The sequence below is a fragment of the Deinococcus marmoris DSM 12784 genome, assembly GCF_000701405.1.
GTDB lineage: Bacteria > Deinococcota > Deinococci > Deinococcales > Deinococcaceae > Deinococcus > Deinococcus marmoris.
Genome location: NZ_JNIV01000062.1, coordinates 16884 through 28296 on the forward strand (window position 1 = coordinate 16884; position 11413 = coordinate 28296).

General features: G+C 61.0%; 12 protein-coding genes. 8 read left to right on the forward strand and 4 right to left on the reverse strand.

Translation table 11 applies throughout. The features are described from left to right. Position 1: 1 nt before the first annotated feature. The 4 genes from Q319_RS0114655 to Q319_RS0114670 all read right to left on the reverse strand — a co-directional run bounded on the left by Q319_RS0114655 (position 2) and on the right by Q319_RS0114670 (position 3501). Entirely contained in the window at positions 2-292 is a 291-nt protein-coding gene (locus Q319_RS0114655; protein WP_156039364.1) for a hypothetical protein, read from the reverse strand. Between the two features lie 334 nt (positions 293-626). Then, complete coding sequence (locus Q319_RS0114660; RefSeq protein ID WP_029483228.1) at positions 627-851, reverse strand: antitoxin VbhA family protein; 225 nt, start codon at positions 849-851, stop codon at positions 627-629. Positions 852-952: 101 nt separating this feature from the next. Next, positions 953-1891 carry a tyrosine-type recombinase/integrase gene (locus Q319_RS0114665; RefSeq protein WP_029483229.1) on the reverse strand — a complete coding sequence of 313 codons (939 nt, stop codon included), beginning with the start codon at positions 1889-1891 and terminating at the stop codon, positions 953-955. 608 nt (positions 1892-2499) lie between these two features. Continuing rightward, on the reverse strand, positions 2500-3501 hold the full coding sequence (locus Q319_RS0114670; protein ID WP_051655413.1) for a sugar-binding transcriptional regulator: 1002 nt from the start codon (positions 3499-3501) through the stop codon (positions 2500-2502). A 394-nt stretch (positions 3502-3895) separates the two neighbouring features. On the opposite strand from Q319_RS0114670, the gene Q319_RS0114675 reads away from it, so the two are divergent. From Q319_RS0114675 to Q319_RS26315, 8 genes are all read left to right on the forward strand, one after another. Next, entirely contained in the window at positions 3896-5056 is a 1161-nt protein-coding gene (locus Q319_RS0114675) for an ABC transporter ATP-binding protein (RefSeq protein WP_051655414.1), read from the forward strand. Further along, positions 5056-6150, forward strand: coding sequence for an ABC transporter ATP-binding protein (locus Q319_RS0114680; protein ID WP_029483232.1), 1095 nt, complete (start codon positions 5056-5058; stop codon positions 6148-6150). The genes Q319_RS0114675 and Q319_RS0114680 overlap by 1 nt, the downstream gene beginning before the upstream one ends. Positions 6151-6217: 67 nt before the next feature. Beyond that, entirely contained in the window at positions 6218-7105 is an 888-nt protein-coding gene (locus tag Q319_RS0114685) for a carbohydrate ABC transporter permease (RefSeq protein ID WP_029483233.1), read from the forward strand. Continuing rightward, positions 7102-7968, forward strand: coding sequence for a carbohydrate ABC transporter permease (locus Q319_RS0114690; RefSeq protein ID WP_081846068.1), 867 nt, complete (start codon positions 7102-7104; stop codon positions 7966-7968). The genes Q319_RS0114685 and Q319_RS0114690 overlap by 4 nt, the downstream gene beginning before the upstream one ends. Positions 7969-8026: 58 nt before the next feature. Beyond that, the gene (locus tag Q319_RS0114695) at positions 8027-8299 is read left to right on the forward strand and encodes a DUF2160 domain-containing protein (RefSeq protein WP_029483235.1); all 273 of its coding nucleotides are present in this window, start codon (positions 8027-8029) and stop codon (positions 8297-8299) included. Positions 8300-8482: 183 nt separating this feature from the next. Further along, complete coding sequence (locus tag Q319_RS0114700) at positions 8483-10246, forward strand: ABC transporter substrate-binding protein (RefSeq protein WP_029483236.1); 1764 nt, start codon at positions 8483-8485, stop codon at positions 10244-10246. A 413-nt stretch (positions 10247-10659) separates the two neighbouring features. Further along, positions 10660-11178, forward strand: a complete 519-nt coding sequence (locus Q319_RS0114705; protein ID WP_029483237.1) for an FGGY family carbohydrate kinase — start codon at positions 10660-10662, stop codon at positions 11176-11178. A 74-nt stretch (positions 11179-11252) separates the two neighbouring features. After that, positions 11253-11413: FAD-dependent oxidoreductase (locus Q319_RS26315; RefSeq protein WP_156039365.1), on the forward strand; the 161-nt coding region annotated here is incomplete at its 3' end.

Genomic DNA, 11413 nt, shown 5'->3' on the forward strand with positions numbered 1-11413 from the left:
CTTACCGCGCCGCCGGAGTCAACTCTCCCAGAATGTCGAACTCATACCGTTCAAACTCGCCGTCCGTGTCGTACACCTTTCGGCGCTTCACGGCGATGCGCCGCCCACTGGGATACTCCACAACCTGCTGGCCCTGGTCCCCGTAGGTGATGGGGAGGCCTTGCATCAGGAGGTCAGTGACGTGAGGGGCATAATCGAGCAACATCAACTTGACCCGCATGGCTTCGGGCAATGGATCACTGCGGAACATGATGTGGGGATTTTGCACGGGGGCATTCATGGCGTCGGTCATCGGCTTTTCCTCCTGATCAGTCGCCCTGGGCAACACTGCATTCTGCTGGGCGAACAAGGGATCTCTGGCCTGCTGATCCCGAACGTAGCGGCGACAACAGTTTTTAAATTCCTGAAATATTGTACCACTTTTTCACTAAAAAAAGAAAAGGTGTTTTCGTGAAAACCTGAACAGAAGCGACAGTATTGAGTATCAGTAATCAAGTTGCCGCTAAATCTTTGCTGGATCTGTGGCCGTGAATCGGCGGTGAATCTCATGCAGATGAGCAGCATCGTCATTGCCCTTTACAGGCTCAAGCTTCAGCTCAGCGATGCGGGCAGAAGTGGCCGCCCCTTCACCGTTTGGAACTTCGGCCACTGAGTCCGGTGTGCCACTTGACCTTCAAGATCACTTCTGGCATATCGATCTGGCCGTCAATGAACTGGGCGTAGATGCCCTCCACCTCAGCGTCCAGAACAAACCCCTCCAGATGCACGCTGGCGCGGGCCGCATCAATGGCTTTTTTGCGCCGCTGGCGCTCGGTAGGATCAATGGTCACAGGCTGGGCGAACGCGGTCATCGTGGCCTCCCTGGGTTTGAGAATAGCATGTGACCCCTGGCTTAGTGAAAGCACGAATTAACGAAATAAATATTTCACGGAAACACTATTTCATGAAAACACTAAATAATATCCGGCAAACTGGCCGCTGCCGCCGCCAACCGTTCTGGCTCCAGGTGGGCATAAATGCGGGTGGTGGCGATGCTCTCATGCCCCAGAATTTCCTGCACCTCCTCCAACCTGCGGCCTGCCTTGACCAGCGCCGTGGCGTGCGAGTGTCTAAGTTTGTGCGGCGTGCATTTCTCAGGGGCCAATCCTGCCCGCTCGCCTGCGGCCTTGACCACCCGCTCGATGCTGCGGGCCGTGACCGCCTGCCCTTGCTTCTGGCCCCGGAGATGACAGAACACGGTGGGGCTGTCGGCGATATAAAGCTGACGGAATCCCAGCCACGCCTTCAACACCCGCTGGGCAGTGGGGGAGAGGAAGATGGTGCGCTCCTTGTTCCCCTTGCCGATGACCCGTATTTTGTGAGGCGTCCCCTCAAACTCGAACTCCACGTTCTCCACTTTCAGACTCAGGGCTTCCGCGATTCGGCAGCCGGTCCCGTAGAGGAAAGCGACGACGGCCTTGTTCCGTTTCGTCTGCTCTGGGCTCGCGCCGTCCACCGCATTCAGCAGGCGTGAGACCTCACCGGGGGTCAGGTACTGGGGCTGACGGCTGGGCAGCTTGACCCGCTTGATTCCAGTGGGACCGGGATGCATGGTCAGGCCCTCCACGTCGCTGAGATACCCCCACAGCTTGCGCCAACTGGCGAGCAGGCGGCGGTTTCGAGCTGGCTCCGGCTCCTGCTGATCGACGTAAGCACGCAGATCACGGGTCTGCACGTCATTCCAGCTCGTGATCTGGGGGCGGTATTCGGCAAGCCAGTTGGCCAGTCGTGAGCAGTCGGCCCCGTATTGCCGGATGGTCCCTGGACTCAGGCCCTCTTCCCGCTTGAGGTAGCCCGCAAACCCTTTCAGCACATCGGTCAGCATGGAGTGTGTGGGCATGGTGGGCGTCATCAGTCAAGCTCCTCTGGTACTGATTTTTTTTGTTCCACTCTCCAGAGCGAAGGTGTTCATTTGGACTGCCTTGATCTCTGCCTTGGTACTTGGCTTGGGGTGTATGCACCGATGCCCTCGCCCCAATCGCAAGCAGTCTCAGGAGTGTCGCCCTAGCAGTAGTTCACCATCCACTCCCCGTATTGTTGACCCATCAAGAGCCGCACAATCTGGTCAAACATTTAAGTCTGGTGGTGGCTTTCGCCGTCGTGATGTCCGCCCCACTTCATCGGGTCAGTACGGCTTCAACTTTTTGCTCCGCCGTGTCCAGTCCTAAGAATGGGTGGGGGTCAACAATGGTTCTTTGCTGGGTAATCCACCACTGCACGAAGGTGTCTTCTTTGAGCGACGTCGCGTTCTGATGGTTGCAATCAGCTCTCAGCTCATCCCAGTTTTCGCCAGGTTTGTGGGCGCAGCCCTTGGAGGGCACCAAATTCTGGGGCCAAGCGCAACGTGATCCAGGGAGGCGTTACGGGAGGAGTCGAATACGACACGCCCACTATATTGCAGAATCACTGTGGCAGGCTGTTGCCCCCACTTTTTGGTGCCCTCCAAGTAAACCTGTTGACTCAATTTTTAGCCCTACATCCCAGCTCCAGTACCGCGCGCGCCGTGACCTCGTCCACGATCAGGCGACGCATCAACCCTCCAGCCAGGGCGGCGTGCAGGGCGGCAACCTTCCCCAGCCCGCTGACCACGCACAGCGAATCGGCGGCCTGCCGGATCATGGCCAGAGGCGGGCCACTGGCGCGGGCGTTTAGAGACAGGCCCGCGTCGGTGCCGTCGGCGCGGTAGAACACCGTGGCGATATCTCCAACCGCCTCCTGTGCACTCAGGCTGTCCAGATCATGGGTGTCCAGGTATCCGGCGCTGTAGACGTAGCTGGGCGTGGACGCGGTGTGGCTGCCCACCGAGTAGATCAGTAGCTCGGCCCGCTCCTGTAATTCCAGCACATGCCGCACGCTGCGTTCGCGCCACATGGCCGCCTTGGTGGACGAATCGTCGAAGAAGGTGGGTACCGGGAACAACTGCGCGCCTGCCGTGAAGTTGCGCGCAAAACGCAGAATCGTGTCGGTCACAAAGCCGCTCATGAAGTCGGCGGCGTTGGCCGAGCCGTTGAGCTGCACGAACGTGAGATCAGGCACTGGGCGGGGGGTCAGCGCCTGACCAACCGCGCTCATCGTATTGCCCCAGGCCAGGCCCACCGTCATGCCGGGACGGAGCAGTTCGCCCAGCGCGGCGGCGGCGGCCACGCGCTCCAGCCAGAGCTCCTCGGCGCTGGCCTGCGGCACGCTGACCACCTGCGCTCTCAAAAAGGGGTAACGCGCGTGCAACTGTGCCTCAAGCGTCTGGGCCTGGCCTTCCGGGTCATGGATACGGATTTCCACCAAGCCGCTGCGCCGCGCGTGAGACAGCAGCCGCGAGACCTTGGGCCGTGACAGACCCAGCTCACTGGCAATCGCGTCGGTGGTCAGGCCCTGGACGTAATACAGCCGGGCCACCTGCACGGCCTGAACGTTCTGACTGGCAGCATTGGAAGTGGCAGCGGCGGTGGCGGAATCACGAGACATGGACGGCTAGCATACGTCGCCCTGCGGCCCAGGACTGCGTTGCAGCCGTCCGACAGAGCTGCAAGCCCAAGTGTCTACAGGTCAGGCATCCCTGGAGCCGCTAGACAAGCCTTGTACATTTGTTCAATCCATCGTATCGTTCGTTCACAGACCCAATTCTCAGCTCCTCCTCAACTGACCTTGCGTGTTGATAGCATTCGCCGCCTGTCAGCCGCTGTTCGCCTTTTTCTTTTCTCGGCGACTCTTCCTGGTTCAGCCCGTTCCTGACAACGCCGCCAATACCAGCTTCGGCGACAGCAAGCGCCCACATGTTCTTCGCTCAGACGACTCCAAGGAGGTTTATGACCCTGAATGCAGTTGCCAGAGGTTCTGCCTCCCCCCCGGCGTATTTCTCATGACCCTGACCCTGGACAACGTGACCAAGGTGGTGGGCGGCGACACCCATCTGTACCCCATGACGCTGACCCTCAACCCCGGTCTGAACGTGCTGCTGGGGCCGACGCTGGCGGGCAAGACCTCGCTGATGCGGATCATGGCGGGGCTGGACAAGCCCACCACTGGGCGCGTGCTGGTAGACGGGCAGGACGTGACCGACGTGAGCGTGCAAAAACGCGCCGTGGCCTTTGTGTATCAACAGTTCGTCAACTATCCCAGTTTCAGCGTCTTCGAGAACATCGCCTCACCGCTACGGATTGCCGGGTTGAAGGGAAACGAATTGAATGAGCGGGTGCAGGGCGTGGCAAAACTGATGCATCTCGAACCCATGCTGAAGCGGTTGCCCGCCGAGCTGTCGGGCGGCCAACAGCAACGCGTCGCCATCGCCCGCGCCCTAATCAAGGAGGCTGGGCTGCTGTTGTTCGATGAGCCGCTGGTCAACCTGGATTACAAGCTGCGCGAGGAGTTGCGGGCCGAGATGAAAGAAATCTTTGCCCGGCGCGACGCCGTGGTGGTTTACAGCACCACCGAACCGTTTGAGGGCCTGAGTCTGGGCGGACAAGTGGCGGTGCTGAGCGAGGGCCGTCTGCTCCAGTCCGGCCCCACGCTGGAGGTCTACCACCGGCCTGTCACCGTGCGGGTGGGGCAGGTGTTCAGCGATCCGCCGATCAATCTGCTTGAAGCCCAGCTCGGTGAGGGCCGCGCACTTTTGACCGGAGGACTGGGCTTCCCGCTGCCTCCGCACATGTCGGGCCTGAGCGGTCCCCACCAGTTGGGCGTGCGGGCCAACCACGCTGGACTGCGCCCCGAAGGACCGAACGACGTCACCCTGGCCGCGCGGGTCAATGTGGCCGAGCTGTCAGGATCTGAAACCTACCTGCATACCCGCCTGATTAGCCCTGGCAACGGCCCCAGCACCGCGCCGGGCGCACACATGGTCGTGCAACTGCCCGGCATCCATTCGATCAAACCGGGCGAGGAGGTCACGTTGCACGTCAATCCAGACCGCATGTTCGCCTTCGCCTCTGGCGGACGACTGGCCGCCGCACCGCCGCGCCCGCCCGCACCCAGCCGCCTGGAAGCGCCCATTGCCCCGACGCCCACCGAGAGGAGCGCGTAATGGCCCGTATCGAACTCGACGATCTGGCCCACGCTTACATGCCGGACCCCCAGAAGCCCGAGGATTACGCGCTGCGGCCCATGACCATGACCTGGCAGGACGGCGGGGCCTACGCGCTGCTGGGACCGTCCGGCTGCGGCAAGTCCACGCTGCTGAACATCATTTCCGGGCTGGTGCGGCCCTCGCACGGGCGCGTGCTATTTGACGGACAGGACGTAACCAACCTGCCCACCGAGGCCCGCAACATCGCCCAGGTCTTTCAGTTCCCGGTGATTTACGACACCATGACCGTGCATGACAACCTGGCCTTTCCACTGCGCAACCGCCGGGTGCCGGAACCCGAAGTCCGAACGCGGGTGGCACAGGTGGCGGAGTTGCTGGAACTGACCGGGGATCTGAGAAACCGCGCCAGCGGCCTGTCCGCCGACATGAAGCAAAAGATCTCGCTGGGCCGTGGGCTGGTGCGCAAGGACGTGGCCGCCATTCTGTTCGACGAGCCGCTGACCGTGATCGATCCGCACCTGAAATGGCAACTGCGCTCCAAGCTCAAGCAGATTCACTACGAGCTGAAGCTGAGCCTGATCTATGTCACGCACGATCAGGTGGAAGCCCTGACCTTCGCCGATCAGGTGGTCCTGATGGAAGGCGGTGAGGTGGTGCAAGCCGGAACGCCACAGGCGCTGTTCGAGGAACCCGAACATGTGTTCGTGGGCTATTTCATCGGCAGTCCAGGCATGAACCTGCTGCCCTGCGCGGTGGCCCCCGGCGGTCAGGGCGTGCAGGTGGACGGCCAGACCTACGAGCTGCCCATCGACCCGGACCACCTGGAACGTGCACGCGGACGCGGCAGCCTGACATTGGGCATCCGCCCGGAATTCCTCGGGTGCAGCAACAGCCCGCAGCCCGGCGCGGTGCAGGCCCACATCACGCGGGTGGAAGACCTGGGCAACTACAAGATTGCCACCGCCGTGATGGGCCAGCACACCGTCAAGGCCAAGCTGGCCGAGGACGCCGCCATTTTGACCGGCCCCGGCTACCTGAGCTTTCCGCCGGAGCAGACCAAGCTGTACGCCAACTCGCGGATCGTCCGGTGAGCGCCGTGAGCCGCCTCCATTCGCTGCGCCCTGACTCCTTCTGGAGTGGACACTTACGGAGAATGCCGTGCTAAAGACCCGCAACAACAAAGCCTGGTTCCTGGTGTTGCCCGTGGTGCTGTCGGTGGCCTTTAGCGCGATTATTCCGCTGATGACCGTCATCAACTACTCGGTGCAGGACATCCTGGGACCCAACCGCAAGGTCTTCGTGGGCCTGGAGTGGTTTCAGGAAGTGCTGCGCGACCCGGACCTGCACGGCGCTTTTATACGCCAGTTGCTGTTCACGATGATCGTTCTCGCCATCGAGATTCCGCTGGGCATCCTAATTGCCCTGTCGCTTCCGGCACGCGGCTGGAAGGCGTCGCTGTCGCTGGTGCTGATCGCGCTGCCGCTGCTGGTGCCGTTTAACGTGGTAGGCACCATCTGGCAGATTTTTGGCCGCGCTGACATCGGACTGGGGGGGCATTTCCTGGCGAGTCTGGGGATTGATTACAACTACGCCACCAACCCGCTGCACGCTTGGCTGACCGTGATCCTGATGGACGTGTGGCACTGGACGCCGCTGGTGGCGCTGCTGTGTTACGCAGGGTTGCGGGCCATCCCAGAAGGCTATTACCAGGCCGCCAAGATTGACGGTGCAAAAGCCTGGGCGGTGTTCCGCTACATCCAGCTTCCCAAACTGGGCGGCGTGCTGATGATCGGGCTGCTGCTGCGCTTCATGGACTCGTTCATGATCTACACCGAACCCTTTGTGCTGACTGGCGGCGGCCCCGGCAACGCCACCACCTTCCTGTCGGTGTACCTGACCAAGCTGGCGGTGGGGCAGTTTGACCTCGGCCCGGCGGCGGCCTTCAGTCTGGTGTACTTCCTGATCATCCAGATCGTCAGTTTTATCCTGTACACCGTCATTCAGCGCAACGCCAATCCCCAGGCCCCCAGGCAGGAGACAACATGAGCCAGTCCTCGCAGGTCCAGCCTCCCCAGGTCCTGGGCGTTCCCGCGCCTCGTCTCCGGCGTCCCTTCCGGCCTGGCAGCGTGCTGCTCCCCATCTACTTCATCCTGTTGCTGCTGCCGATCTACTGGATGATCACCATGAGCCTCAAGACCAACGCCGAGATCGTGTCGGGCTTCAGCCTATGGCCCCAGGCGATTACCTTTGAGCATTACCAGGAAATCTTTACCAACCCCGCGTGGTACACCGGCTACCTGAATTCACTCACCTACGTCGCCATGAACACCGTGATCTCACTGGTGATCGCGCTGCCCGCCGCCTACGCCTTTTCGCGCTACAGCTTTCAGGGCGACAAGCACCTGTTCTTCTGGCTGCTGACCAACCGCATGGCCCCGCCCGCCGTGTTCCTGCTGCCCTTCTTCCAGCTCTATCAGAGTGTGGGGCTGTTCGATACCCACATCGGCGTGGCGCTGGCCCACCTGCTGTTCAATGTGCCGCTGGCGGTGTGGATTCTGGAAGGCTTTATCAGCGGCGTGCCGCGTGAGATCGACGAAACCGCGTATATCGACGGCTATAGCTTTGGGCGCTTCTTTTTCCGGGTCTTTATTCCGCTGGTCCGCAGCGGGATCGGCGTGACCGCCTTCTTCTGTTTCATGTTCAGTTGGATTGAATTGCTGCTGGCCCGCACCCTGACCAGCGTGGACGCCAAACCCATCGCCGCCGTCATGACCCGCACCGTCAGCGCGTCGGGGATGGACTGGGGCCTGCTGGCCGCCGCCGGAGTCCTAACAATCGTGCCAGGTGCGCTGGTGATCTACTTCGTGCGCAACTACATCGCCAAGGGCTTTGCGCTGGGGCGCGTGTGACGCTGCCTGCTTCCGCAACCACATTGTCTCGCGCCCTGTATATAAGGAGGAACTGAACATGGCCTGGATGTCTTGGACCTGGCCCACCGCCGTCTTCATCATTCTGATCTTCGCCGCCATCGCCGTGCTGACCATCATGGACCTGCGTTCTGCGCCAGTGATGCGTAAGGGCTTCCTGCCCATTCCCACCGACCGGGGCGACCGTTTTTACATCGCCATGCTGGGCCTGCTGGTCATTAACCTGACGTGGTGGGGCGTAACCGACGTCACCCCACTGATCGGCCTGACCCTCTCGCTGATCTGGCTGGGCGTGACCATGCGCTGGGGCTAGACCCGCCGCTTCCCGTTTCACCTCCTTTGTCCACCCGTCATCCATCCGTGGGTCCGCAGCTCCTCCCTTCCATCTGCGATCAGACCCCAACAGGCCGGAGAAGGTCCGCCCCCACCCGTTTCCCATACTGACCCACCACCGGGCAGCCGGAAGACGTTCGAGAACCCCCTTTTTGGAGGACATATGAACCGCAAACAACAGGGCTTTGCCCGAAACAGCCTGCTCGTCAGCGGTGCGCTGGCCCTCACGTTGGCCACCACGCTGGGTGTGCAGGCCCAGGGCCAGACCGCCGCCGCCAGCACCGCCACCGCCAAGAAGTGGGTGGACAAGGAATTCCAGCCGTCCACGCTGAGCAAGGCGCAGCAGATGAAGGAGATGGAGTGGTTTATCAAGGCGGCCAAGCCGTACAAGGGCCTGACCATCACGGTGGCTTCCGAGGCGCTGACCACCCACCAATATGAATCCGAAGTGCTGGCAAAGGCGTTTACCGAGATCACGGGCATCAAGGTCAAGCACGACATCATTCAGGAAGGCGACGTGATCGAGAAGCTGCAAACGCAGTTTCAATCGGGCAAGACCATCTATGACGCTTATGTTAACGACTCGGATCTGATCGGCACGCACTTTCGCAACGACTTTGTGCTGCCGCTGAGTGATTACATCGCCGGCGCAGGCAAGGCCGTAACTTCGCCCACCCTGGACCTCAAGGACTTTATCGGGCTGAGCTTCACCACTGGACCCGACAAGAAGTTGTACCAGTTGCCCGATCAGCAGTTCGCCAACCTGTACTGGTTCCGTGCCGACTGGTTCGCCCGTCCAGACCTCAAGGCCAAATTCAAGGCCAAGTACGGCTACGAGTTGGGTGTGCCGGTCAACTGGAGCGCCTATGAGGACATCGCCAACTTCTTTACCAACGACGTGAAGACCATCGACGGCAAGAAGGTCTACGGTCACATGGACTACGGCAAGAAAGACCCCAGCCTGGGCTGGCGCTTTACCGACGCGTGGCTGAGCATGGCGGGCAACGGCGATAAGGGCACGCCCAACGGCTTGCCGGTAGACGAGTGGGGAGTGCGCGTGCAGGACTGCCATCCCGTGGGTTCGAGTGTCACGCGTGGCGGCGACACCAACGGACCGGCAGCGGTGTACGCGCTGACCAAGTACGTGGAGTGGCTCAAGAAATACGCGCCGCCAGAAGCGGGCGGCATGACCTTTTCCGAATCCGGGCCGGTGCCCGCCCAGGGCAACGTCGCCCAGCAGATCTTCTGGTACACCGCTTTTACCGCCGATATGGTGAAAAAGGGCCTTCCCGTGGTGAACGCCGACGGCACTCCCAAATGGCGCATGGCCCCCAGCCCGCACGGCTCGTACTGGCGTGAGGGCACCAAGCTGGGGTATCAGGACGTGGGTGCGTGGACCTTCCTGAAAAGCACCGACGCCAAGCACACCGCTGCCGCGTGGCTGTATGCACAGTTCGTGACGGCAAAGACCACCAGCCTCAAGAAGAGCGTCGTGGGCCTGACCTTTATCCGCGAGAGCGACATCAACAGCAAATACTTCACCGACAACGCCAGCAAGTACGGTGGCCTGATCGAGTTCTACCGCTCGCCCGCCCGCGTGGCCTGGTCGCCCACCGGCACCAACATCCCCGATTACCCCAAGATGGCGCAACTGTGGTGGCAGGCGATTGCCCCCGCCGCCGCCGGGGAAGTCACGCCGCAGCAGGCCATGGACGGCCTTGCCAAGGAGCAGGACAAGATCATGAGCCGTCTGGAACGCGCAGGGATGAAGCGCTGCGCCCCGATCATGAATCCTGAGAAGACGGCGCAGTACTGGTTTGATCAGCCCGGCGCACCCTACCCCAAGCTCGCCAATGAAAAGGAAAAGGGCGAAACCGTCGCTTACGACACCCTGCTGAAAAACTGGAAGGCAGGCAAGGTCAAGTAATTGAGCACTTGCAATTGAGTCCTGCTCCTGCCCTGGCTCCAGAGCTGCTGCATGTTGTGGCGGACTTCGGGGGCAGGGGAGGGTCAGCACTCTTTGCCGACACAAAAACTTTTGATGTCAACACTGACCCTGACCCACAGCGCCGCTGGCGTTCGCATTGTCCGGCGGCGCGGTAAATCATCTGAATTTGACGTTCAGCCCATTCTTTGTAGAAAGCGGCGTGTGGGGAAAATCTCAGTCCAAGGGGAAAACTATTCCTTTTGCCTACTTTTGCTCAACTGTTTCGGCAATTTCAAGACTGCACAACACAGAATCTCGACCGCTTCGGGTCATTATCTTTCTTTTCATCTCCAGTCTCAAATTCAGGCCTCATTACTTTCAGACTCAACCATTATGAGAGGCCCCTACCGTCCATGACCCAGCTTCTTTTCTCGCTTGACCAGAGGACCAGCAGCCGTACCATTGTCTTTGACCACAGCAGCCAGGTCCGGGCGCGAGCGCAAAAGGAATTCCGACAGATTTTCCCGCGCCCCCGCTGGGTAGAACACGGCACCAACGAGATCTGGAGTACCCAGGGCGGCGTGATGCGAGAAGCCCTGAGCAACGCCGGGATTTGGGCCTTGGACCTGGCTGCCATCGGCATCACCAATCAGCGCGAGACGGTGGTGGTCTGGGACCGCCACAGCGGGCAGTCCATTCATCACGCGGCCATCTGGCAGGACCGCCGTACCGCTGGCCTGTGTGACCAGTTACGGGAGGCAGACAAGCAAAGCCTCTTTCACGAGAAGACCAGACTGATTCTGGATGCCTATTTTTCGGTGACCAAGCTCAGGTGGATTCTGGACCATTTGGAGGGCGCACGCCAGCAGGCCGAGCGCGGCGACCTAGCCTTCGGCCCGGTGGATTCCTGGCTGGTTTGCAACCTGACCTGAATGTTCATCACCACCGAAACCGACGCTGAAGGCCGTAACCTCCTTGCTCTTCCCCGGCTCCAAAAGGAACCCCTATGAAACGTGCAGATATTCTTAAAGCGGCCACCCGGCCACAGACCTGGGACATGCTGGTGATCGGCGGCGGTGCGTCCGGCCTGGGCACGGCGGTGGAGGCGGCCACGCGCGGCTACAGCGTGCTGCTGCTGGAATCCCACGACTACGCCAAGGGAACGTC

Coding starts and splice junctions, on each gene's coding strand:
- Q319_RS0114655 (WP_156039364.1), bottom strand. CDS start 292: ATGACCGACGCCATGAATGCCCCCGTGCAAAATCCCCACATCATGTTC.
- Q319_RS0114660 (WP_029483228.1), bottom strand. CDS start 851: ATGACCGCGTTCGCCCAGCCTGTGACCATTGATCCTACCGAGCGCCAG.
- Q319_RS0114665 (WP_029483229.1), bottom strand. CDS start 1,891: ATGACGCCCACCATGCCCACACACTCCATGCTGACCGATGTGCTGAAA.
- Q319_RS0114670 (WP_051655413.1), bottom strand. CDS start 3,501: ATGTCTCGTGATTCCGCCACCGCCGCTGCCACTTCCAATGCTGCCAGT.
- Q319_RS0114675 (WP_051655414.1), top strand. CDS start 3,896: ATGACCCTGACCCTGGACAACGTGACCAAGGTGGTGGGCGGCGACACC.
- Q319_RS0114680 (WP_029483232.1), top strand. CDS start 5,056: ATGGCCCGTATCGAACTCGACGATCTGGCCCACGCTTACATGCCGGAC.
- Q319_RS0114690 (WP_081846068.1), top strand. CDS start 7,102: ATGAGCCAGTCCTCGCAGGTCCAGCCTCCCCAGGTCCTGGGCGTTCCC.
- Q319_RS0114695 (WP_029483235.1), top strand. CDS start 8,027: ATGGCCTGGATGTCTTGGACCTGGCCCACCGCCGTCTTCATCATTCTG.
- Q319_RS0114700 (WP_029483236.1), top strand. CDS start 8,483: ATGAACCGCAAACAACAGGGCTTTGCCCGAAACAGCCTGCTCGTCAGC.
- Q319_RS0114705 (WP_029483237.1), top strand. CDS start 10,660: ATGACCCAGCTTCTTTTCTCGCTTGACCAGAGGACCAGCAGCCGTACC.